The organism is Streptomyces sp. NPDC101132 (assembly GCF_044759225.1).
Taxonomy (GTDB): Bacteria; Actinomycetota; Actinomycetes; order Streptomycetales; family Streptomycetaceae; genus Streptomyces.
This window is the reverse complement of sequence record NZ_JBIVYX010000020.1, coordinates 82,055-102,730: the sequence shown is the minus strand read 5'-3', so window position 1 is coordinate 102,730 and position 20,676 is coordinate 82,055. Positions and strand designations below refer to the sequence as shown.

At 75.0% G+C, this 20,676-nt stretch carries 21 protein-coding genes; 7 read left to right on the top strand and 14 right to left on the bottom strand.

Annotation, left to right across the window (positions count from 1 at the left end):
• Nucleotides 1-70 precede the first annotated feature (70 nt).
• The gene (locus ACIQUR_RS33030) at nucleotides 71-1,435 is read left to right on the top strand and encodes an MFS transporter (RefSeq protein WP_403672582.1); all 1,365 of its coding nucleotides are present in this window, start codon (nucleotides 71-73) and stop codon (nucleotides 1,433-1,435) included.
• On the top strand, nucleotides 1,432-2,478 hold the full coding sequence (locus ACIQUR_RS33025) for a TolB family protein (RefSeq protein ID WP_403672579.1): 1,047 nt from the start codon (nucleotides 1,432-1,434) through the stop codon (nucleotides 2,476-2,478). Before ACIQUR_RS33030 ends, ACIQUR_RS33025 begins: the two co-directional genes overlap by 4 nt.
• A gap of 13 nt (nucleotides 2,479-2,491) precedes the next feature.
• Here the strand turns inward: ACIQUR_RS33025 and ACIQUR_RS33020 are convergent, their stop codons facing one another.
• Nucleotides 2,492-3,013: a hypothetical protein gene (locus ACIQUR_RS33020; protein ID WP_403672576.1), complete on the bottom strand. Its 522-nt coding sequence runs from the start codon at nucleotides 3,011-3,013 to the stop codon at nucleotides 2,492-2,494.
• Between the two features lie 113 nt (nucleotides 3,014-3,126).
• Here ACIQUR_RS33020 and ACIQUR_RS33015 point away from each other — a divergent pair, with 113 nt between their 5' ends.
• Nucleotides 3,127-3,687, top strand: coding sequence for a hemerythrin domain-containing protein (locus tag ACIQUR_RS33015; RefSeq protein ID WP_403672573.1), 561 nt, complete (start codon nucleotides 3,127-3,129; stop codon nucleotides 3,685-3,687).
• A 73-nt stretch (nucleotides 3,688-3,760) separates the two neighbouring features.
• Here the strand turns inward: ACIQUR_RS33015 and ACIQUR_RS33010 are convergent, their stop codons facing one another.
• Both ACIQUR_RS33010 and ACIQUR_RS33005 read right to left on the bottom strand, forming a co-directional pair.
• On the bottom strand, nucleotides 3,761-4,249 hold the full coding sequence (locus tag ACIQUR_RS33010; protein WP_403672707.1) for a DUF6098 family protein: 489 nt from the start codon (nucleotides 4,247-4,249) through the stop codon (nucleotides 3,761-3,763).
• 171 nt (nucleotides 4,250-4,420) lie between these two features.
• Nucleotides 4,421-5,191 (bottom strand): 3-hydroxybutyrate dehydrogenase, encoded by a 771-nt coding sequence (locus tag ACIQUR_RS33005; RefSeq protein ID WP_403672570.1) that lies wholly within the window; start codon nucleotides 5,189-5,191, stop codon nucleotides 4,421-4,423.
• 165 nt (nucleotides 5,192-5,356) lie between these two features.
• On the opposite strand from ACIQUR_RS33005, the gene ACIQUR_RS33000 reads away from it, so the two are divergent.
• Together ACIQUR_RS33000 and ACIQUR_RS32995 are read left to right on the top strand one after the other, a co-directional pair.
• Nucleotides 5,357-6,091 carry a tyrosine-protein phosphatase gene (locus ACIQUR_RS33000; protein ID WP_403672568.1) on the top strand — a complete coding sequence of 245 codons (735 nt, stop codon included), beginning with the start codon at nucleotides 5,357-5,359 and terminating at the stop codon, nucleotides 6,089-6,091.
• Nucleotides 6,092-6,299: 208 nt separating this feature from the next.
• Nucleotides 6,300-8,117 carry a S8 family peptidase gene (locus ACIQUR_RS32995; RefSeq protein WP_403672566.1) on the top strand — a complete coding sequence of 606 codons (1,818 nt, stop codon included), beginning with the start codon at nucleotides 6,300-6,302 and terminating at the stop codon, nucleotides 8,115-8,117.
• Nucleotides 8,118-8,255: 138 nt separating this feature from the next.
• Here the strand turns inward: ACIQUR_RS32995 and ACIQUR_RS32990 are convergent, their stop codons facing one another.
• The 5 genes from ACIQUR_RS32990 to ACIQUR_RS32970 all read right to left on the bottom strand — a co-directional run bounded on the left by ACIQUR_RS32990 (nucleotide 8,256) and on the right by ACIQUR_RS32970 (nucleotide 13,048).
• On the bottom strand, nucleotides 8,256-8,621 hold the full coding sequence (locus ACIQUR_RS32990; RefSeq protein WP_403672563.1) for a cupin domain-containing protein: 366 nt from the start codon (nucleotides 8,619-8,621) through the stop codon (nucleotides 8,256-8,258).
• Between the two features lie 49 nt (nucleotides 8,622-8,670).
• Entirely contained in the window at nucleotides 8,671-9,579 is a 909-nt protein-coding gene (locus tag ACIQUR_RS32985; protein ID WP_403672560.1) for a hypothetical protein, read from the bottom strand.
• A gap of 153 nt (nucleotides 9,580-9,732) precedes the next feature.
• On the bottom strand, nucleotides 9,733-10,581 hold the full coding sequence (locus ACIQUR_RS32980; RefSeq protein ID WP_403672557.1) for a VOC family protein: 849 nt from the start codon (nucleotides 10,579-10,581) through the stop codon (nucleotides 9,733-9,735).
• Nucleotides 10,582-10,757: 176 nt separating this feature from the next.
• Nucleotides 10,758-11,447: a response regulator gene (locus tag ACIQUR_RS32975; RefSeq protein ID WP_403672554.1), complete on the bottom strand. Its 690-nt coding sequence runs from the start codon at nucleotides 11,445-11,447 to the stop codon at nucleotides 10,758-10,760.
• Nucleotides 11,444-13,048 (bottom strand): ATP-binding protein, encoded by a 1,605-nt coding sequence (locus ACIQUR_RS32970; RefSeq protein WP_403672551.1) that lies wholly within the window; start codon nucleotides 13,046-13,048, stop codon nucleotides 11,444-11,446. The genes ACIQUR_RS32975 and ACIQUR_RS32970 overlap by 4 nt, the downstream gene beginning before the upstream one ends.
• 154 nt (nucleotides 13,049-13,202) lie before the next feature.
• Here ACIQUR_RS32970 and ACIQUR_RS32965 point away from each other — a divergent pair, with 154 nt between their 5' ends.
• Both ACIQUR_RS32965 and ACIQUR_RS32960 read left to right on the top strand, forming a co-directional pair.
• Nucleotides 13,203-14,585 (top strand): cation:dicarboxylate symporter family transporter, encoded by a 1,383-nt coding sequence (locus ACIQUR_RS32965; protein ID WP_403672548.1) that lies wholly within the window; start codon nucleotides 13,203-13,205, stop codon nucleotides 14,583-14,585.
• 325 nt (nucleotides 14,586-14,910) lie between these two features.
• Nucleotides 14,911-16,569, top strand: coding sequence for a sigma-70 family RNA polymerase sigma factor (locus ACIQUR_RS32960; protein WP_403672546.1), 1,659 nt, complete (start codon nucleotides 14,911-14,913; stop codon nucleotides 16,567-16,569).
• Between the two features lie 86 nt (nucleotides 16,570-16,655).
• Here the strand turns inward: ACIQUR_RS32960 and ACIQUR_RS32955 are convergent, their stop codons facing one another.
• The 6 genes from ACIQUR_RS32955 to ACIQUR_RS32930 form a co-directional block, all read right to left on the bottom strand.
• Complete coding sequence (locus ACIQUR_RS32955; RefSeq protein WP_403672543.1) at nucleotides 16,656-17,030, bottom strand: hypothetical protein; 375 nt, start codon at nucleotides 17,028-17,030, stop codon at nucleotides 16,656-16,658.
• A gap of 107 nt (nucleotides 17,031-17,137) precedes the next feature.
• Nucleotides 17,138-17,527, bottom strand: coding sequence for a roadblock/LC7 domain-containing protein (locus tag ACIQUR_RS32950; RefSeq protein ID WP_403672540.1), 390 nt, complete (start codon nucleotides 17,525-17,527; stop codon nucleotides 17,138-17,140).
• A 106-nt stretch (nucleotides 17,528-17,633) separates the two neighbouring features.
• Nucleotides 17,634-18,410 carry a transcriptional regulator gene (locus ACIQUR_RS32945; RefSeq protein ID WP_403672537.1) on the bottom strand — a complete coding sequence of 259 codons (777 nt, stop codon included), beginning with the start codon at nucleotides 18,408-18,410 and terminating at the stop codon, nucleotides 17,634-17,636.
• Complete coding sequence (locus tag ACIQUR_RS32940; RefSeq protein WP_403672535.1) at nucleotides 18,407-18,862, bottom strand: hypothetical protein; 456 nt, start codon at nucleotides 18,860-18,862, stop codon at nucleotides 18,407-18,409. The genes ACIQUR_RS32945 and ACIQUR_RS32940 overlap by 4 nt, the downstream gene beginning before the upstream one ends.
• Nucleotides 18,863-19,096: 234 nt before the next feature.
• The gene (locus tag ACIQUR_RS32935; RefSeq protein WP_403672532.1) at nucleotides 19,097-19,804 is read right to left on the bottom strand and encodes a (2Fe-2S)-binding protein; all 708 of its coding nucleotides are present in this window, start codon (nucleotides 19,802-19,804) and stop codon (nucleotides 19,097-19,099) included.
• Nucleotides 19,805-19,896: 92 nt separating this feature from the next.
• Nucleotides 19,897-20,565 (bottom strand): hypothetical protein, encoded by a 669-nt coding sequence (locus ACIQUR_RS32930; RefSeq protein WP_403672529.1) that lies wholly within the window; start codon nucleotides 20,563-20,565, stop codon nucleotides 19,897-19,899.
• Nucleotides 20,566-20,676 lie beyond the last annotated feature (111 nt).

Sequence of the window (20,676 nt, the reverse complement as noted above, 5' to 3'; positions counted from 1 at the left end):
GCCGCCCGCGCCACCCGCTCCCCGGCGGGGCGGGCGGCATCCGCCCCCGTACCCGGAGGTCGCAACCCCCGTGTATCTCTCCACGATCGGCAGGACGGACCTGCCGTCCGACGCCCCGGGACCGGGCCGCCGCCGCGGCCGGTGGAAGGTGGTCGGCGGCAACGTCGTCGCCCTCGGCGGCGTCAGCCTGATCACCGACGTCTCCGCCGAGATGGTCACCGCCGTCCTGCCGCTGTACCTCGTCCTCGGACTGGGGCTCAGCCCCGCGGCGTACGGCCTGCTCGACGGCCTCAACACCGGGGCCACGGCGCTGCTCAGGGTCGCCGGCGGCTACGTCGCCGACCGCGTCAGCCGGCGCAAGGCCGTCGCCGGGGCGGGGTACGGGCTGTCGGCCGCCGCCAAACTCGGGCTGGTGGCGGCGGGGAGCTCCGTGCCGGCGCTGGGCCTCGTCCTGGCCGCCGACCGGGCGGGCAAGGGGCTGCGGACGGCTCCCCGCGACGCCCTGATCACCCTGTCCGCACCCGGTCATGCGCTGGGCCGGGCCTTCGGGGTGCACCGCGCGATGGACAGTGTCGGCGCCTTCCTCGGGCCGCTCGCGGCGCTGGCCGTGCTCACGGTCACGGCCGTCGGCCGGCCGGCCGACGCCCGGTCCTTCGACGCGGTCTTCGTGACCAGCTTCTGCGTGGCGGCGCTCGGCGTGCTGGTCCTCGTCCTCTTCGTACGGGACCGCCGGCAGCCGCGCCCGCCGGCGGGTGCCGTCTCGCCGCGCGCCGTGGGACGGCTGCTGCGCGAGGCCCCGGTGCGGCGCCTGGTGGGCGCCTCGTGCCTCCTCGGACTGGCCACGGTCGGCGACGGCTTCGTCTACCTGCTGCTCCAGCGGCGCGAGTCGCTGTCCCTCGGCTGGTTCCCGCTGCTGGCCGTCGGAACGAGCCTGTCGTACCTGCTCCTGGCGGCCCCCCTCGGCGTGCTGGCCGACCGGATCGGGCGGCTCCCGGTGCTGCTCGGCGGGTACGGCGTACTGGCCGCGGTCTACCTGCTGCTGCACGGCCCGCTGGGCGGCCCGGCGCTGGTCGTCACCGTCCTCGTCCTGTACGGCCTCTTCTACGCCGCCACCGAGGGCGTCCTGATGGCGCTGGCCGGCCCGGTCCTGCCGGAACGGCTGCGGACCACGGGCATCGCGCTGGTGCAGAGCGGCCAGGCGCTGGCCTACCTCGGCTCCTCGGTGCTGTTCGGCCTGGCCTGGCAGGCGTGGGGCGGCGCGGCCGCGAGCCGCGGCGCCGCCGTCGCCGTGGTCCTCACCGATGTGCTGACGGCGTTCCTCCTCGGTTCCCGGGCCTTCCCGGGCGCCCTCCGCCCCCGGACCGGAGCTCCCGGATCCCCCGGTGGCGCCCCCGATGCCCGGACCCCGGGTGAAAGGACCGGTTCCCCTTCATGAACGGCACGAACGGCACGCACGGCACACAGGGCATGAACGGCCTCACCCGGCGCTCCCGGATCCTGCTCACCGTGGCCGCCGCCGTCGTACTGGCGGCCCTGGCGGCCACCACCGTGGTGCTCGCCCGCCAGGACGCGGCGGCCGGGCCGCCCGCGGGCGCCACCGCCGCCGGAGCCCCCGCGGGCGGGCCCCGGCAGCCCGGCGCCGGGCTGCGCGTGCTGAGCAACGGGCTGCTGTCCACCGTCTCCCTGACCGACCCGAAGGGGCCGCGCACCGTCACGGAGCTGCGCTGCGACCGCGCGTACACGGCCGGCGGCACCACCGCCTGCCTCACCCCCGCGGGCGCCCTCAGCGCCCCGAGGCTGCTGGTCCTCGACGAGGACCTGCGCACCCGGCGCACGGTCTCCCTGACCGGCCTGCCCAACCGCACCCGGGTCTCCCCCGACGGACGGCTGGTCGCCTGGACCACGTTCGTCGGCGGCGACTCGTACGCCGGCGGCGGCTTCTCGACCAGGACCGGCATCCTCGACACGCGGACGGGACGGCTGGAGTCCTCCCTGGAGGACTTCGCCGTCTTCCGGGAGGGACGCCGGTACCGGGCCGCGGACGTCAACGTCTGGGGCGTCACCTTCGCCGCCGACGGCAACCGCTTCTACGCGACCGTGTCCAGCGCCGGCACCCGGTCCCTGGTGGAAGGGGACCTGGCGGCCAGGACCCTGCGCACCCTCGCGGACAACGTGGAGTGCCCGTCGCTGTCGCCCGACGGCAGGCGGTTGGCCTTCAAGCAGGCCGTCGGCGGCGACCCGGCCAAGGGCTGGCGCCTGTCCGTCCTCGACCTCGCGACCCTGCGCCGCACGGAGCTGGCGGAGACCCGGACGGTGGACGACCAGGCGGCCTGGCTCGACGGCGCCACCGTCGCGTACGCCCTCCAGCGCGGCGACGGCACCAACGACGTCTGGTCCGTCCCCGCGGACGGCACCGGCAGGCCGCGCGTCCTGGTCCCCGGAGCCGCCTCCCCCGCCGTCCTGCCGGCCTCCGGCTGAGACGTACGGGCCCTCAGCTCCGCGGGCCGCCCAGCAGGTCCACCAGCTCCGCCCGGTGCAGGTCGGCGATGGGGGCCAGCAGGTCGGGGTGGCGCAGGAGGGCGGCGGCCCGGCGGTCGTCCTCCCCGGGCCTGGCCAGGCGGCGGAAGTCGGCCGGCACCGGCCCGGAGTGCACCGAGCCCGAGACGGTCAGGACGGCGGCCTCGGCGAGGCCGGGCGTGCTCAGCAGGCAGGCGGCCCAGCTCGCCACCACCTCGTCGACCCAGGTGCGCCAGGCCTGCCGGCCGTGCTCGTGGGCGTGCGCGTCGGCACCGGTGATCCAGTCGAGCTTCGCCGCACCCCCGGGGCCCGTCAGCGCCAGCAGCTGGACGTCGAACTCGCTGGGGTAGCGCAGCCACGCGGCGACCGTCACCGCCTGGCGCGCCTGGGCCTCGGCGAGGCTCCGCTGGAAGGCGCCGCGTGCGGAGGGGAAAGCGCTGGTCAGCCACTGCGTGGTGGCGGCGATCAGCGGGGAGAGGGGCAGTTCCGCAGGCATCGTGGCCGTCCCGGGCTCGAAAATCTGCCGTTCCCCACTTTATCCGGAGGGGAAGCGGGAAGCCGCGCCAGTGACCGCAGCAAGGCTGCCCCGTACCGACAGGAGACAGTGACATGGGACACGGCGGCAACATCATCGAGGAGCTCATCGCCGACCACCGGGAGGTCGAGGAGTTCTTCGCGAGGATCGAGGAACTGCCGTCCGGCGACGAGCGCCGCAAGCACCTCGCGGACCAGGCGACCATCGAGCTGGTGCGCCACTCGGTCGCCGAGGAGGCGTACCTGTACCCGGCCGTGCGCGAGCACGTCACGGACGGCGAGGGACTGGCCGACCGGGAGCTGGAGGACCACGCCACCGTCGAGCGGCTGATGAAGCAGCTGGAGGGCTGCGAGGCGGGCGACCCCGAGTTCGACCACCTGGTGGGGCGGCTGATGACGGAGGTGCGGGACCACATCGCCGACGAGGAGTCCAACCTCTTCCCCCGGCTCCGGAGCCAGTGCCCGGACGACTTCCTGGACAAGCTCGGCGACAAGGCCCGCCAGGCCAAGAAGACGGCCCCGACCCGGCCGCACCCCTCCACTCCCGACAAGCCGCCGGCCAACAAGCTCCTCGCGCCGGGCATCGGCCTGGTCGACCGCCTCCGCGACCGGATGACCGGCCGCGGCAAGGACTAGGAGCGGGCGAGGACCGGGCGGCCGGGACCGGCCCGGCCCTCCGGGGGCACGCGACGCCCGGGGCGGCGGACCGTCATCCGCCGCCCCGGGCGCCCGGCGTCCCGCCGCCGGGGCCGCGCGTCGCCCCACGGCCCCGGCGCAGGCGGTCGAGGGGACCCCAGTCGCCGTTGTGGCGCGCCACCTCCCGGACGGCCTCGTCGATCACCCGCTCGTCGATCCAGCCCAGCGGTTCGACGTCCCGGACCAGGGGTTCGTTGTCGGGTCCGCGGCCCGTCTCGGTGCCGCGCAGGAGCCACGGGCGCACCCGGCGGTCCCTGACGCGCGGCAGGTGCGCGTAGTCGTAGAGCCGGCGCGCCACCCAGGTGCGCAGGGGCCGGTCGCCCCACCAGGGTTCGGCGTCCAGCAGGCTGGCGGACAGGCCGGGCAGCGCGACCCCGGTCAGGTCGTCACGGCTGCTCACCGTCGGCAGGTCCACGGCGGGGCCCATCGACCACCGTACGTAGAGCCCGCGTCCGGCGGCCAGCAGTCCCACCAGCTCGTCCAGCGAGCCGATCGAGGCCATCCGTGCCCTGTCGTCCACACCGCGCCGGTACCCGGAAGCCGGGCCTTCACGCGCCGGGCTCCGCGGCGCGGGCGGACCGTGCTCGGGGCGCGGGCGGACCGTGCTCGGGAGGCGCGGGCGGACCGTGCTCGGGGGCAAGGGCGGGCCGTGCCCGGGGCGCGGGCGGGCCGGTCAGGTGGCCGTCCAGCCGCCGTCCAGGGCGAGGGAGGTGCCGTTGACGTGGCCGGTGTGCGGTCCGCAGAGCCAGAGGACGGCGGCGGCCACCTCTTCGGGCTCGATGAGCCGCTTGACCGGCGAGCGGGCCAGCAGCACCTGCGCGAGCACCTCCTCGGCGGGCAGCCCGTGGGCGGCAGCCTGGTCGCGCAGCTGGCCCTCGACGAGCGGGGTGCGGACGTAGCCGGGGCTGACGCAGTTGCTGGTCACGCCGTGCGGGGCGGCCTCGACGGCGAGGACCTTGCTGAGGCCTTCGAGCGCGTGCTTGGCGGCGACGTACGCCGACTTGTACGCGCTGGCCCGCAGTCCGTGGACGCTGGAGATGTTGACGACGCGGCCCCAGCCGCGTGCGTACATGTGCGGCAGGGTGTGGCGCATCAGCAGGAACGGCGCGGTGACCATGACCTGCTGGATGCGGGCGAAGCGCTCGGGCGGGAAGGTGTGCAGCGGCGCGACGTGCTGCAGGCCGGCGTTGTTGACGAGGACGTCGACCGCCGCCGGGAGGCCCTCGACGGCGGCCGGGTCGGCCAGGTCGGCCACGTGGGCGGTGCCGCCGACGGCGTCGGCGACCGCCTTGGCCGCGTCGGCGTCGAGGTCGGTCACGTGGACGGCGGCGCCGGCGGCCGCGAGCGCGTGGGCGCAGGCCCGGCCGATGCCGCCGCCGCCTCCGGTGACCAGCGCGGTGCGGCCGGACAGCGGCGGGGGCGCGGAGTGCGGTGCGTTCGTCATGACCGGGAATCTAGGCGCGGCTCCGGGGACCCTCCATGTGCACGGGGCCCACACTGACGGGCCGCGCCATGGCGGCCGGCACCACCCGGTCCCGCAGGCGCCCCGGCAGCGTGGGACGCGTCACGCCCGGGCGGAAGATCGTATTCCCTGCTTAGGGTGTGGCCCGTGACGAGACACCTGAACTTCGAACGGCTGCACAACTTCCGCGACTTGGGCGGCTACCGCACCGCCGACGGGCGGGCCGTCCGCTGGGGGCGGCTGTACCGGGCCGATTCCCTGGGCAAGCTGGCCGGCGCGGACTGGGAGCGGTTCCGGGAGCTGGGCATCCGTACCGTGATCGACCTGCGCTACCCCTGGGAGATCGCGTCCCGCGGCCGGGTGCCGGAGGCCGAGGGCCTGGCGTACGTGAACCTGAGCATCGAGCACCGGCCGTACGACCAGGCGGAGATCGACCCGGAGCTGGACCCCTGGCGCTACCTGGCCGACCGGTACGCCGAGGTGGCCCTGGACGGGGCGGCGGAGCTGCGCGACGCGCTGGAGGTCATCGCGGAGGGCGAGGACCCGCAGGTGTTCCACTGCGCGTCCGGGAAGGACCGCACCGGCCTGCTGGCGGCCCTGGTGCTGGTGCTGCTCGGCGTCGACGAGGACACCGTGGCGGCCGACTTCGCGCTCACCGAACTGGCCACGGAGCGGCTGCTGGCCGACTGGCACGCGGCCCACCCGGGCCGGGAGATGCGCTGGCCGGGGTACGGGCGGGCGCCGGAGCGGGTGATCCGGCTGTTCCTGGCGGACCTGGCGGCGACGTACGGCTCGGCCCACGCGTACGCCACCGGCCACCTGGGCGTGGACGAGGAGCTGCTCGGGCGCCTGCGCGACCGCCTGCTGGAGCCCGCCGCCTGACCGTGCGGCGCCGCGCCGTCGCCGGGGCCCCGGGGCGGTGGCGGGAAAAACGGCGGCGCGGAGGCGCGTAAGAGATCAACCTTGGCCTGAACGCGGCGGGAAAACAAGGCTCTTCCCTAACTGGGCATGTACGTGACATCTTGCGTCCGCCCCTTTATTCACCTGGCCCGATGGCGCCACCAGCCCCATCGGACCCTCGGAGGACGCATTGACTCCCCACATATCCCGACGACTGCGCCGCACCGCGGTCGCGGTCGCCGCGCTCAGTGCCGCCGCCGTGTTCGTGACCCCCTCGGGGATCGCCAACGCAGCACCCACGTCGGACACTCCGCGCGCCCAGGCAACGCCCACCTCTTCCGCCCGCACCGCAGCGAAGGCCGCCGTCGCCGGCTGGGCCGCGGGCACCCGTGCCTACCTGGTCATCACCACGCCGGGTGACACCACGGCCGTCCGGACCGCCGTCGCGAACAACGGCGGTTCGGTCTTCGCCTCCTACGACGCCATCGGCGTCATCGTGGCGCACTCGACCTCGTCGACGTTCGCCTCGGCCATGCGCTCGGTCTCCGGCGTCCAGCAGGTGGGTGCGACCCGTACCTCCGACGTCCCGGCCGACGCGTACAACCCGGCCATCCCGACCGCGCCCGCCCAGACGCCGACCACGCTGACGGAGTCGAACCGCTGGGACATGACCCAGATCAAGGCCGACCAGGCCTGGGCCGTGACCACCGGCTCGGCCTCGGTCAAGGTCGGCGTGCTCGACACCGGCGTGGACGACCTGCACCAGGACATCGCGCCCAACTTCAACGCGGCGGACTCGGCCTCCTGCGCCTACGGCAAGGCCGACACCCGGACCGGCGCCTGGCGTGACGTGGACACCCACGGCACGCACGTGGCCGGCACCATCGCCGCCGCCAAGAACGGCAAGGGCGTCATCGGCGTCGCGCCGGGCGTGAAGATCTCCTCGGTGCGCATCGCGGAGCCCGGTTCGACCCTCTTCTTCGCCGAGAACACCATCTGCGGCTTCATGTGGGCGGGCGACCACGGCTTCAAGGTCACCAACAACAGCTACTACACCGACCCGTGGCAGTTCAACTGCCCGGACAACCTGGACCAGGCGGCCATCATCGAGGGCGTCAGGCGCGCCCAGGCCTACGCCGAGGGCAAGGGTTCGCTCCAGGTCGCCGCGGCCGGCAACTCGAACATCGACCTGGCCAACAAGACCACGGACACCGAGAGCCCGAACGACTCGACGCCGGTCACCCGCACCATCACCAACGCCTGCCTCGACATCCCGACCGAGCTGCCGGGCGTCGTGACGGTCGCGGCGATGGGCCAGGGCAACGTCAAGGCCTCGTACTCGAACTTCGGCCGTGACGTCATCGACATCGCGGCCCCGGGCGGCGACGGCGCGTCCGGCGTGTACTCGACCCTGCCGGGCGGCAAGTACGGCAGCAAGAACGGTACGTCGATGGCCTCGCCGCACGTCGCGGGCGTGGCGGCGCTGCTCGCCAGCGTCAACCCGACGTACACCCCCGCCGACCTGCGCAACGCGCTGGCGACCCAGGCCAACGACACGGCCTGCCCGTCCGACAGCCGCTGCACCGGCACCGCCGCGAAGAACGGCTTCTTCGGCGAGGGCCAGACCGACGCCCTGAAGGCCGTCGGCGCGACCCCGCCGCCCGGCAAGTTCTTCGAGACCACCACCGACGTCACCGTCAACGACAACGCGACGGTGGAGAGCCCCCTGACGGTCTCCGGCGTGACGGGCAACGCCCCGGCCACGCTGAAGGTCGGCGTGGACGTCAAGCACACCTACCGCGGTGACCTGGTGATCTCGCTGGTGGCCCCGGACGGCTCGGTCTACCTGCTGGAGGACTTCGCCAACAACGACGGCACCGACAACGTGCTCAAGACCTACACGGTCAACGCCTCGTCCGAGGTGGCCAACGGCACGTGGAAGCTGCGCGTCCAGGACATCGCCAGCCAGGACGTCGGCAGGATCGACGCCTGGAACCTGACCTTCTAGGTCACGGCGCTTCCAGGTCACGGCGGGACACGCACCCGGACCACCCGCACCACCACCCGGTCCCGGACGGCTCGACAGCCGTCCGGGACCGGCGCGTTCGGCGGCGGGGCGGCCGCACCCCGTGAGTGCGACAGGCCGTCAGGAGCGCTTGGCGTACTCGCCGAAGCCCGTCCAGTCGACGGCCACACAGGGCTCGTCGCCCAGCACCCAGGCGTCGTGGCCCGGGTCTACGATCATGAAGTCACCGGCGCCGTACTCCGTCGACTCCCCGTCGTCCATGACCACCTTCATCCGCCCGCTGACGATGTAGCCGGTGTGCGCGGACTGGCAACTCTCCGTCCCCGCGATGGGCTTGATGTGCTTCGACCACTGCCAGCCCGGTTCGAAGACGGCCCGTCCGACGGGCCCCTTGGGGGTGTTGATCACGTCGAGCCTGCCGCTGCTCTCCTCGAACGGGCGGGTCTCGTCGGGGGAGTCGAAGTTCCTCTGCAGGATTCCAGCCATGGCCTACCGCCTCCCGGCGGGACGAACGGCCCCCGAGTCCACTTCCAGGTTACGCCGCTCCCCCGCCCCCGGGCCCCCCGGACCCGGGCGCCCGCCGGACGGCCACCACCCGCACCGCCGCGTGCCGGGCGGTGCCCGTGCGGGCCAGCGCCACCAGCCCCGGCGCGGTGCCGGCGTACGCCTCGCCGTCCCCGGTACGGGCCCGCTCCCCGGCACCCGCGGCGGTCAGGAACGGCGCGGCCTGGGCCGCCGGGCCCGCGCCCAGGGGCTCGGTCAGCACCCGCCGCCCGTCGGGCAGCTCCACGGCCAGCGCCTTGGGCAGCGAGGCCGCCCCGGTGTAGCCCACCACCGGCAGCTCGGCGCTCTCGGAGTGCCGCAGGCACCGCCAGTCCGCCGCGTCCGGCCGGTACGGGGAGTCCTCCGGCTTGGCGAGAACGCCCTCGATGCCCTGGTCGCGCAGCGCCTCGTACCAGATCAGCGCGGTCTCGTGGTCGTCCGTGGCGGGCACCGGCTGGAGCGGGGGCACCGGCTCCCCGAGCACGTCCAGCAGCAGCCCGCGGCGCTCCGCGTAGCCCAGGGCCCGGACGTCGCCGTGGACGGGGTGGGCGAGCAGGTCGAAGACGGCGTACGAGGCGGGCAGCGTCCGGGCCAGCTCGCGGGCCCGCCCGGGGCTCGCCCCGGCCCGTGCGTGCACGGCGCCCGGGTCCAGGCAGCCGTCGCGCCAGATCACCGCCACCCCGTCGACGACCGTGCCGGGCGGCAGCCGGCGGGCGGCGTGCACCAGGTCCGGCCAGAGCGCGGTGACGGTCCGCCCGGTGCCGGTGTGCAGCCGTACCGCGCCCTCGTCCCGGAAGAGCAGGGTGCGCTGGCCGTCGAACTCCGGCTCGAACCACCACCCCGGGCCGCCGGGCAGGTCGGGAACGGTCTGGGCCCGGAGCGGGCGCACGGGGAACTCCATGTGCCCAGCATCTGGATCTTGGGCGCGAGCGCCACCCCGACGGGCCGGAAGTGGCGCGATCAGCCCTGGCCCGGGAGCCCGATGGCCTAGGCCGAATCCGGCACACGCGGGCCCTCGGACTCCCGGGGCCCGGGTCGATGTCGGGACCGGCGGTCAGTCCAGCGGGCTGCCGGTCCCCGCGGCCGCGACCGGCGCGCCGGCCAGGTCGGCCGGGAGCGGGGCGGTGACCGTGAACAGAGCACCCTCCGGGTCCCGCAGGGTGATCCAGTTGTGGGTGCCGTCGGCGCGCACGGGGGTGACCGCGGTCCCGCCGAGGAGCGTGGCGGTGTCGATGGCCCGGGACAGCTCGGGCACCCGGAAGTGCACGTGCCAGCGCGGCCTGACCTGCGGGTCCGGCGCCTCGTCGACGGCGCCGCCGCGGATCCGGGCCACGGCACCCGTCCCGTGGCGCAGCACCACGTGGTCGCTCTCGTACGAGACCTCGCAGCAGCCCTCGCGGCCGCTGGCCCAGTCGAGGACCTCGGCGTAGAAGATCGCCGCGGCGAAGGCGTCCCGGGTGTAGAGCTCCAGGCAGGCGGGGGCGCGGCTGCGGCCGACGGCCCAGTCCCTGATCACCCGGCCCTGCCAGATGCCGAAGATCGCGCCGTCCCGGTCGGCGGCGAGGGCCGCGCGGCCCAGGCCGAAGGAGAGCGGGCCCACGGCGACCGTGGCGCTGCGCTCGCGAATCTTTGCGGCCGTCGCGTCGGCGTCCGCCACGGCGAAGTACGGGATCCAGGCCACCGAGACCGCGAAGCTCTCGGCGAGCGCCCCGATGCCCGCCACGGGCGCCCCGTTCACGAAGGCCACGCTGAACGCGTCCCCGAGGCGGCCTGGGCGGAAGTGCCACCCCAGGACCGCTCCGTAGAAGTGCTGGGCCGCCTCCAGGTCACGCGCGGTGAGGCTGACCCAGCACGGCGCACCGAAGACGTCCTCGCTCGACGTCGGCACGACTGTCACCCCCATCCGGCGCTGTCGGGTTGCTACTGCCAACGCTACCCCCGCCTGGCGCCGTCACACGGGAGGCCGGGTCCCGGCGGGGCGGACGGCCGCCGGGACCCGGCGGGCGGGCGGGTCCCGCTGGGCGGTGCGGGTCCCGCTGGGCGGTGCGGGTCCCGGTGGGCGGGCGGTGCCGCGCCGGTTCAGCGGGACGCGGGCAGCCAGCGGTAGTGCAGTTCCGGGCGGCCGACCTGGCCGTACTGGGGGCTGCGGCCGGCCCGTCCGGAGTCGACCAGGTACTCCAGGTAGCGGCGGGCGGTGATCCGGGAGATGCCGGCGGTCCCGGCGAGGGCGGCGGCGGTCAGGCCGCCCTCGGCGTCCCGCAGGATCGAGGTGACGCGGTCGAGCGTGGGGGCGCTGAGCCCCTTGGGCAGGGCGGCCGGCTGCGGGGCGCGGAGGGCGGACAGGGCCCGGTCCACCTCGTCCTGGCCGCTGGCCTCGCCGGCCGCGGCGCGGAACTCGGCGTACCGCAGCAGCCGGTCGCGCAGGGTGGGGAAGGCGAAGGGCTTCAGTACGTACTGCACCACGCCCAGCGAGACGCTCTCCCGCACCACCGCCAGGTCGCGCGCCGAGGTCACCACGATCACGTCCACCGGGTGCCCGGCGGCCCGCACCGCCCGGGCCAGCCGCAGGCCGTGCCCGTCCGGCAGGTACAGGTCCAACAGGAGCAGGTCGGCCCCGGTGCGCTCCAGCTCGCGGCGGGCCGCCGCGGCGGTGTGGCAGACGCCGGCGACCTCGAAGCCGGGCACCCGGCCGACGTACAGGGCGTGGGCGTCCGCGGCCACCGGGTCGTCCTCGACCACCAGCACCCGTACCGGGTCCGCGGTGCTCATCCGCCGGCCCCCGTCCGGAGTCCGGCGCCGTCGGGGAGCGGCAGCCGGGCGGTGAACTCCGCGCCTCCGGAGGCGGTGTGCGCGGCGGTCACGGTGCCGCCGTGGCGGCGCACGGCCTGCTCGACCAGCGCGAGGCCCAGGCCGCGGCCGGGGCCCTTCTCCGACCAGCCGCGCCGGAACACCTCGGCGCCGGCCGGGAGGCCCGGCCCGTTGTCCGCCACCCGCAGCAGCAGGGTGCCCGGCTCCGCGTCGGTGCCGGCCGTGACCGTCACCCGCGCCCCGGGGGTGCCGGTCACGGCGTCCACCGCGTTGTCGACCAGGTTGCCCAGGACCGTCACCAGGTCCCGTACCGGCAGGGCGCCCGGGGCGCCGATCCGGGACTCCGGGGCGACCACCAGCTCCACGCCGCGCTCGTGCGCCTGCGCGGCCTTGCCCAGCAGCAGGGCGGCCAGCACCGGCTCGTCCACCGCGGCGACCACCTGGTCGGTGAGGGCCTGGGCCAGTTCCAGTTCGGCGGTGGCGAACTCGACCGCCTCCTCGGTGCGGCCGAGTTCGATCAGGGAGACCACCGTGTGCAGGCGGTTCGCGGCCTCGTGCGCCTGCGAGCGGAGGGCCTGGGTGAAGCCCCGCTCGTGGTCCAGCTCCCCGGTCAGGGACTGGAGTTCGGTGTGGTCGCGCAGGGTGGCCACGGTGCCCCGGCGCCCGCCGCCGGCGACCGGCGCGGTGCTGACCACCAGGACCCTCTCGGCGGTCAGGTGCACCTCGTCGAGCCGGGGCTCGGCGGCGAGCAGGGCGCCGGTCAGCGGTGCGGGCAGGCCGAGTTCCGCCACGTTGCGCCCCAGCACGTCGGCGTCGCGCAGCCCGAGCAGCTCCCGCGCCCCGTCGTTGACCAGCAGGACCCTGCGCTGGCCGTCGAGCATCACCAGGCCCTCGCGGACCGCGTGCAGGGTGGCCTGGTGGTAGTCGTACACGCGGCTCAGCTCGGCGGCGTTCATGCCGTGCGTGTGACGGCGCAGCCGGGCGTTGATCACGTACGTGCCGAGGCCGCCCAGGACGAGGGCGCCGGCCGCGACCCAGGCGAGGGCGGCGATCTCGCCGGCCACCCGGTCGCCGATCGACTCCACCGTGATGCCGGCGGCGACCAGGCCGGTGATCCGTGCGCCGTCGCGGATCGGGGTGACCACGCGGATGGAGGGGCCGAGCGTGCCGGTGTACGTCTCGCCGAAGGTCCGCCCGCGCAGTGCGGGGCCGGTGTTGCCGAGGAAGCGCTCGCCGATCCGGCGGGGGTCGCGGTGGGTCCAGCGCACCCCGCCCGGGTCCATGATCGTGACGAAGTCGACGCCGGAGTCGGCGCGGACCTGCTCGGCGTACGGCTGGAGGGCCGCCGACGGGTCGGTGCCGCGCACCGCCTCGCGCACCGAGGGGGCGTCCGCCACCGAGCGGGCCACGGCGCGGGCCTGGAGTCCGGCGGACTCCTCGGCGCGGGCGCGGGCGTTGACGTACGCGAGGAAGGCGCACCCGGCCACCACGACGGCGATCAGCACGGCCTGCACGGCGAAGAGCTGGCCGGCCAGGCTGCGCGGGCGGGGGAGGCGGAGCATGCGCGCCAGTCTGCCCCGGCCGGTGAACGAAATGAACGCAAGGGTGACCGCGGTCACAGGCCTGGTGGATAGTCGCCGGGACCCCCCGCCGGAACGTGAGCCGCGTGTGCGGCGGGCCGGGTCCGGGACAGATGCGCGACTTCAGGAGACTTTCGTGGCCGTACTCGAGCGGGACAGCAGCCGGCGTCGGGACAGAACGCACTACCTCTACCTCGCGGTGATCGCCGCGGTGGTGCTCGGCATCGTCGTGGGCTTCGCCGCCCCGGGGGTGGCCGTCGAGCTCAAGCCGCTCGGCACCGGCTTCGTGAACCTGATCAAGATGATGATCTCCCCGATCATCTTCTGCACGATCGTGCTCGGGGTGGGCTCGGTGCGCAAGGCGGCCAAGGTGGGCGCCGTCGGCGGGCTGGCGCTGGGCTACTTCATGGTCATGTCGACCGTGGCGCTGGCCATCGGCCTGCTGGTCGGCAACCTGCTGGAGCCGGGCAGCGGGCTGCACCTGACGGAGGCGGTGCGGCACGCCGGCGAGGAGCAGGCGAAGAACGGCGGCGCGGAGAGCACCGCCGAGTTCCTGCTCGGCATCATCCCGACCACGCTGGTCTCCGCGTTCACCGGCGGCGAGGTGCTGCAGACCCTGCTGGTGGCCCTGCTGTGCGGGTTCGCGCTCCAGGCCATGGGGAGCGCGGGCGAGCCGGTGCTGCGCGGGATCGGACACGTGCAGCGGCTGGTCTTCCGGGTACTGGCGATGATCATGTGGGCGGCTCCGGTCGGCGCCTTCGGCGCGATCGCGGCCGTCGTCGGCGCAACGGGCGTGGACGCGCTGAAGTCCCTCGCCGTGATCATGATCGGCTTCTACACGACCTGCCTGCTCTTCGTCTTCCTGGTACTGGGCACGCTGCTGCGGGTGTGCACCGGGATCAGCGTGTTCGCGCTGCTGAAGTACCTGGGCCGGGAGTTCCTGCTGATCCTCTCCACCTCGTCCTCGGAGTCGGCGCTGCCTCGGCTGATCGCCAAGATGGAGCACCTGGGCGTCTCGAAGCCGGTCACCGGCATCACGGTGCCCACGGGGTACTCCTTCAACCTCGACGGCACCGCGATCTACCTCACGATGGCCTCGCTGTTCGTCGCCGAGGCGATGGGCGACCCGCTCTCGATCGGCGAGCAGGTCTCGCTGCTGGTCTTCATGGTGATCGCCTCGAAGGGCGCCGCGGGCGTGACCGGCGCCGGCCTGGCCACCCTGGCCGGCGGCCTCCAGTCGCACCGGCCGGAGCTGGTGGACGGGGTGGGCCTGATCGTGGGCATCGACCGGTTCATGAGCGAGGCGCGGGCCCTGACCAACTTCGCGGGCAACGCGGTCGCCACCGTGCTGGTCGGCACCTGGACGAAGGAGTTCGACCGGGAGCGGGCCGCCGAGGTGCTGGCGGGCCGGCTGCCCTTCGACGAGACCACCCTGCTCGACGACGGCCACGGCCCCGCCCCGGAGGCCGCCGTGCCCGCCCCGGGCACGCCGCCCGAGGCGGAGCCGGTCAAGGCCTGAGCGGCGGGGCGGCCGCGCCGCGCCGCACCCCGCCCGGGTGAGGGACGGGCGGCTCCACCGCCCCCCGCCGCAGTGGCGGACGTCACGCGGGCAGAACCCCCCGAATCCCCCCACGGGACCCCCGGACCCCTCGGCGACGAGGGGTCCGGGGCTGTGGGCGCCCGGAAACCGGGGTAGCGTGTCGGCCGCCCGTTCGGACGCCGGGCACCCGTCCCGGGAAATCCGGCGGAAAGTTCCGGCGGTTTTCGTTATCGGGCGGATGCCCTGCGGTCTCCCAGGTGTTGGGCATCGACAGCAGCAGGGGACAGGCAGGGTGATTCCGAACATGAGCGGACAGCACGGTACAGAACTGGTCAGAGCGGCACAGAGTGGTGACCTGCAGGCGCAGGACCAGCTGATCGCCGCCTACCTGCCGTTGGTCTACAACATCGTCGGCCGTGCCATGAACGGCCACCACGACGTGGACGACGTGGTGCAGGAGACCATGCTGAAGGCCCTGGACGGGCTCGGCACGCTGCGCTCCCCCGACAGCTTCCGCTCCTGGCTCGTGGCCATCGCGATGAACGTGCTGCGCAGCCACTGGCACGCGCAGCAGACCGGGTACGGCAGCGGCCCCCTGGACGACGCGCGGCACCTGGCCGATCCCGGCGCCGACTTCGTCGACCTCACCGTCGTACGCCTGAACCTGTCCGGGCAGCGCCGGGAGACCGCCGAGGCCACCCGGTGGATGGAGCCCGAGGACAGCGCCCTGCTCTCCCTGTGGTGGCTGGAGTGCGCGGGCGAGCTGACCCGCCAGGAGGTGGCCGCCGCGCTGGGCCTGTCCCCGCAGCACACCGCCGTGCGGGTGCAGCGGATGAAGGCGCAGCTGGAGGCCGCCCGGGTGGTCGTACGCGCGCTCGGCGCGAACCCGCTCTGCCCGCAGCTGCGCGCCGAGACGGGCGTATGGGACGGGCGGCCGTCGGCGCTGTGGCGCAAGCGAATAGCCCGGCACGCCCGCTCGTGCGCGCACTGCGCCGGGCTGTGGCACGGCCTGATGCCCGCCGAGGGGCTGCTCGCCGGTCTGCTGCTGGTGCCCCCGTCGGCGCTGCTGGCCGCGCAGGTCCAGGAGGCGGTCGGCTGGTCCGCCGGCGCCGCCGCGGCGGCCTCGGGCACCACGTCCCTGTCTCCGGCGGTCGCGTCCCGTCCGTCGGCGTCGGCCCACCACGAGGGCGCGGGCCCGGGCCGGGCGGCCCGCCGCCGGCAGGCCCGCGGGCGGCGCCGTACCGCGGTGGCGGCCGGTGTCGCCGTGGTGGCCCTGGGCGGCGGCGCCTTCTACTTCGTGGCCGCGCCGCACGACGGCGACCGCGCCGACCGGGCCGGCGCCACCCGCGCGGCCGCCCTGCCGGCGAGCCCGGCGGCCTCGTCCGCGTCCCCGTCGGCCTCCGCCTCGCCGACCGTCTCGGCCTCGCCGAGCGCCTCGGCGTCGAAGAGCCCGAGCGCGAAGCCCTCCCCCAGCCCCAGCACGGCGAAGCCCTCGCCCTCGAAGGCGCCGACCCGGAAGACCACGGCCCCCGCGCCGCGGCCCACCAGGACCGGTGGGGGCGGCTCGGGCGGCACGGGTACCGGCGGGAGCACCGCACAGCAGGTGATCAGCCTGGTGAACGCGGAACGGTCCAAGGCCGGCTGCGGCCCGCTCAAGGCGAACTCGCTGCTGACGCGCGCCGCGCAGGGCCACTCGGACGACATGGCGGCCCGCAACTTCTTCGACCACACGAACCCTGACGGGGACGGACCGGGCGAGCGCGTCACGGCCGCCGGCTACCGCTGGTCGACGTACGGCGAGAACATCGCGATGGGCCAGCGGACCGCGGCGGACGTGATGGACTCGTGGATGAACAGCTCCGGCCACCGCGCCAACATCCTCAACTGCTCCTTCAAGGAGATCGGCGTCGGCATCCACTCGGGCGGGGGCCCCTACTGGACCCAGGTGTTCGGCGCGCGCTGAGCCGCGCCGGCACGGCCGCCGGGCCCGTGACGGTCGTCGTCACGGGCCCGGCGGCCGTGTCGTGCTCCCGTCTCCGCGGGACCTGGTCAGACGTCCAGCTCGTTCTCGATCTTCCGGAGCTGGTGGCGGGCCATCGCGAGGTTGGCCCGCTGCTTGTCCAGCGCCAGGTAGAGGAAGAGCCCGTCGTTCCCGCGGGCCCGGAGCAGGCGGATCAGGTGGTACTGGCCGCCGAGCGTGATCAGGATGTCCTCGATCTCGTCCTTGAGGCCCAGCATCTCCATGGTGCGGACCTTGGCGCGGACCACGTCGGTGTTGCCCGCCGCGGCGACGTTGAGGTCGAGCTCCTTGCCGCCGCCGATCATGCCCAGGGCCATGCCGCTGGTGTAGTCGACGAGCGCGGCGCCGATGGCACCGTCGATGAGGGTGGTGGCTTCTTTGAGGGCGGCTTCGGTGGATGCCATGGCTGTCGTACTTCCTTTTCTCGACCGTGCCCGGAGCGGGCCCGGGGGTTTCCGGGTCCCGTGGGGCGAACTGCACTGTCTGGATGGTGTGTCGTACGGAGGCGGGGTCAGGGGTCGCGGCGCGTGAGGGCGCTGTCGACCAGCTCGCCTATGCGGGCGCTGGAGCGGCGGGCCTCCAGGTGGAGGCGGCCGACGTTGATGCGGGGTTCCGCGAGCAGGGTCAGCACGGCGGAGCCGCCGGCGGCGTACGTGGCGACGTACCCGTCCGCGCCGCGCACCAGCAGTTCCCGGAAGTCGCCCTGGCCGGTGGCGTCGGTCAGGCGCTGGGCGACGCCGAGCGCGGCGGCGGTGAGCGCCGCCACGCCCTCGGCCTCGATGGCGGAGGTCTCCTGGGCGAGGACGAGGCCGTCGACGCTGGCCGCGAGGGCGCCGGTCAGCTGGGGCAACCGGGCCCGCAGTCGCCTCAGTTCACCGAGCACCTCGGGCTCTGCCGTCATCAGCTGTCTCCTTTCATGCTGTCTCCTCTCGGCGCGCTGACGCATCGGGAGCCTCATGACGGCCTTCCCGGAGCGGAGCGGCGGGTGGTGCCGAGCGAAGGGGCGGTCACAGGGTTGCCTCCAGGGCGTCACGGAGCCGACGGAGCAGGGCGATGTCCGGGGAGGCGACCTGCGTTACCCATCCGGGGAGGGGCGAAGGAGGTGGGGGCATGGGGTCCTGCGGGGTCTCGACCAGGCCCGTGGCGGCGAGCCGGCGTACCTCCAGGAGGGTGTGGAAGGCGGGGCGGCCCAGTGCCCAGGCGAGGGCCGCCGGTGTGCGGACCCCGTCGGCCGCGCGCAGCAGGGCGCGCTGGCGGGGGGTGACGGTCTGGCCCGGCGCGGCGGCCCGGGGCACCACGGGGGCGGTGTCGAGCACGGGGTAGGGCCAGACGGTGTCGAGGAGTTCCCTGCGGCGTACGGTCTCGCGCTCCACGGCGGCGGCGGAGACCGAGCGCACGGAGCCGATCCAGTGGGTGGCGCCGCGCCGGAAGCGGGTGGGCCCGCTGCCGGGGGCGAGGGCGAAGAAGGCCGCGTCGAAGACCGCGCCGAGGTGGCATATCTCCAGTTCGCCGTCGCCGAGGCGGCCGCTCTCGACCAGGAACCGGCCCACCTCGCGGCGCGGTCCGGCCCGGTCGACGGCCTCCTGCCAGCCCTCGGGGGGCAGCCGGCCGCCCGCGGTGAGCAGCACGTCGATCCCGGGGGTGGCGGGGCTTTCCGCGTGCACGATCCGGCCGTCTTCCAGGAAGAGGGTGCCGTGGTCGCGGAGCAGGGCGCCGGTGGCGCGTTCGTCGGCGAGTCGTTGGAGCATCGGGGACACCGTGGTGGCCGCCGCGTGTGCGTTCATCCCAGCACCAGCCGCCCGGCGAGGTCGCGGAGCCGGATCCGGGCGAGGGCGAGGTTGCCCGCGGTGCGGTCCAGCCAGAGGTGGATGAAGACGCTGCTGTCGAAGCTCGTCTCGACGAAGCGGAGCACGTGGTAGCCGGTGCGGGTGGTGACGATCACGTCCTCGACCGGGGGTTCGCCGTCGGGCGGGCCGGGCGGGAGTTCGGGCGGTACCGGTCTGGCGCTGTGCCGGCCCGACAGGACGGGCGGCGGTACGCCGATGGCCGAGAAGGACTCGTACTCGGCTGCCGCGCGGGCGAGTTCCGCCGTCTCGGCCGCGGTGGTCTCGTGGTCGCCGACCGGCGAGTCGCCTATCGTGCCCAGTGCGAGACCGCTGCTCCAGTCGACCAGCGCGGCCCCGCGGGCACCAGGCACGGCCATCACTTCGAGCAGGCACTCATCGATTCCGGGCACTCGGGCTCCCCTCCCAGCCGCCGTGCGCAGGACGGTCGCGTACGGGCGGCGACACAGACGCTACTCAACGTCGGCGCCGGGTTGGGGAGTTCTGGCAAATTCCATCGGAACATGCCGAAAACCGGTATGGGGGGCCGGAAGCTTGCGGTCCGGCCCGTGCGGAGTCGATCACTCCACGGCCGGTTCCGGGCACCGCGCCGCGACGCGCGGCGCGTCCGGGTGCGTGGGGGAACGTCAGTGCACCGGGCCGCCGCGGGCGGGGCGGGTGCGGAGGACGCAGTCGCCGCAGAGGCCGCCGCCCGGGGCCTGGTAGTAGAGGCAGCAGCTGTTGCGCACGAAGGCCGTGCCCAGGTCCGGTTCGTGGATCCAGGTGTGGGCGGTGTCCGCGAGCGGTCCGTCGCCGTCCAGGAGTTCCGCGACGAGGGCCGCCGGGGAGTACGGGGTGCCGGGCGCCCGGTTCCCGAGCACGCGGAGGGCGCCGACCAGCGCGGAGGCGGAGTTGCCGCGCAGGATCCGGTCGGAGAGCCCGGAGCCGGTGCGCAGCCGGGCGTCCAGGACGGGGAGGTTGCCCTCCAGGACGGAGGCGGCCATGCCCCGGGCCCCCGGTTCCGGGCGGGGCTCGGGATCGGGCAGCCAGAGGGTGAGGGAGCCGCCGGCCGGGAGGTGCCAGAGCACCCGGTCCGGCGCCAGGTCGGGCACCCGGCCGTCGAGGGCGGCACAGCCCAGGGCGAGGGACCACAGACGCGAGGCGATGCCCAGGTGGGCGGTGGAGGCGGCGACCCGGGTGTGGGCGGTGCCCATGCGGCGGGCGGTCTCGGCGACGTATCCGTCGAGCGCGGGCCCGTACAGCTCGGTGAGCGGGCGGTACCCGGCCGGGGGCGCTCCGCAGCCCGCGGTGAAGTACGGCCCGACGGCGGCCAGGCGGCCGATGGTCTCGATCACGGGCAGCCAGTATGCCGCCGCCCGTGACCGCGGCCGGGCCCGGGGGCCGGTCGGGGGGCGGGGCGGCGGGTCTGCCTGCCGGCGGTCCTGCGTCAGCTGGTGACGGTGATCTGCTGCGACGGGTCGGTGGTGTCCGTCACGAGGTAGGTGGCGGTGAAGGAGGAGGTGGTGGCGCTGGTGGGACAGCCGAAGCCGCCGACCACCTTGACCGGGACGCTCGCGGCGGAGAAGGCGAGGGCGGACGGGGCGCCGTTGGTCCAGGTGCCGGGGACGGCGGCGGCCGCGGTGGGTGCGGCGGTGACCGTACAGCTGGCGATGCCGCTGGTGCGGACGACCAGGCCGGCGGCGGGCACCGTCATGGTGGCGACGACCGGGGAGCCGTGCTGCATGGAGACGCCCCAGGTGCCGCTGGTGGTCACGGTGGCGCTGACGCCGGGCACGCTGGTGGTGCAGGAGCTGTAGGTCGGGGCGGAGATGGTGGACGCGACCGGGCCGGCCGGGTTGTGGTGGGCGGGCGCCTGCGGCACCGCGCCGGTGGACGTGGAGACGGTGCAGGTCACGGTGACGGAGCCGGCCTTGAGGGTGGCCTTGCCGGTGAGGGCCGCCTTGAAGGAGTGGCCGGCGGGGGTGACGGTGGTGGAGCCGGCCAGGGCCGGGCCGGCTGCGGCGGCGGCCGGGCCGGCGAGGCCCACGGCACCGAGGGCGAGGCCGGCGGCGGCCGCGAGGGCGAGTGCGGTGCGGGGACGGGTGCGGGTGGTCATGGCGGTGCTCCTTCGGGAGTGGGGTGGGGGGCGGCCGGCCGGCCCGGGCCCGCGTACGGCCGGTCGCGCGGCGGCGTACGGGGCCCGGGCGGCGGCGTACGGGGGCCCGGG

Excerpts from the sequence above, each read along its gene's own strand:
- ACIQUR_RS33015 (WP_403672573.1), top strand. The coding sequence starts at position 3,127 with ATGGGACACGGCGGCAACATCATCGAGGAGCTCATCGCCGACCACCGG.
- ACIQUR_RS32980 (WP_403672557.1), bottom strand. The coding sequence starts at position 10,581 with ATGGGGGTGACAGTCGTGCCGACGTCGAGCGAGGACGTCTTCGGTGCG.
- ACIQUR_RS32955 (WP_403672543.1), bottom strand. The coding sequence starts at position 17,030 with ATGGCATCCACCGAAGCCGCCCTCAAAGAAGCCACCACCCTCATCGAC.
- ACIQUR_RS33010 (WP_403672707.1), bottom strand. The coding sequence starts at position 4,249 with ATGGCCTCGATCGGCTCGCTGGACGAGCTGGTGGGACTGCTGGCCGCC.
- ACIQUR_RS32975 (WP_403672554.1), bottom strand. The coding sequence starts at position 11,447 with ATGAGCACCGCGGACCCGGTACGGGTGCTGGTGGTCGAGGACGACCCG.
- ACIQUR_RS33020 (WP_403672576.1), bottom strand. The coding sequence starts at position 3,013 with ATGCCTGCGGAACTGCCCCTCTCCCCGCTGATCGCCGCCACCACGCAG.
- ACIQUR_RS32945 (WP_403672537.1), bottom strand. The coding sequence starts at position 18,410 with ATGAACGCACACGCGGCGGCCACCACGGTGTCCCCGATGCTCCAACGA.
- ACIQUR_RS32985 (WP_403672560.1), bottom strand. The coding sequence starts at position 9,579 with ATGGAGTTCCCCGTGCGCCCGCTCCGGGCCCAGACCGTTCCCGACCTG.
- ACIQUR_RS32950 (WP_403672540.1), bottom strand. The coding sequence starts at position 17,527 with ATGACGGCAGAGCCCGAGGTGCTCGGTGAACTGAGGCGACTGCGGGCC.
- ACIQUR_RS33025 (WP_403672579.1), top strand. The coding sequence starts at position 1,432 with ATGAACGGCACGAACGGCACGCACGGCACACAGGGCATGAACGGCCTC.
- ACIQUR_RS33005 (WP_403672570.1), bottom strand. The coding sequence starts at position 5,191 with ATGACGAACGCACCGCACTCCGCGCCCCCGCCGCTGTCCGGCCGCACC.
- ACIQUR_RS32930 (WP_403672529.1), bottom strand. The coding sequence starts at position 20,565 with ATGACCACCCGCACCCGTCCCCGCACCGCACTCGCCCTCGCGGCCGCC.
- ACIQUR_RS32970 (WP_403672551.1), bottom strand. The coding sequence starts at position 13,048 with ATGCTCCGCCTCCCCCGCCCGCGCAGCCTGGCCGGCCAGCTCTTCGCC.
- ACIQUR_RS32990 (WP_403672563.1), bottom strand. The coding sequence starts at position 8,621 with ATGGCTGGAATCCTGCAGAGGAACTTCGACTCCCCCGACGAGACCCGC.
- ACIQUR_RS32960 (WP_403672546.1), top strand. The coding sequence starts at position 14,911 with ATGAGCGGACAGCACGGTACAGAACTGGTCAGAGCGGCACAGAGTGGT.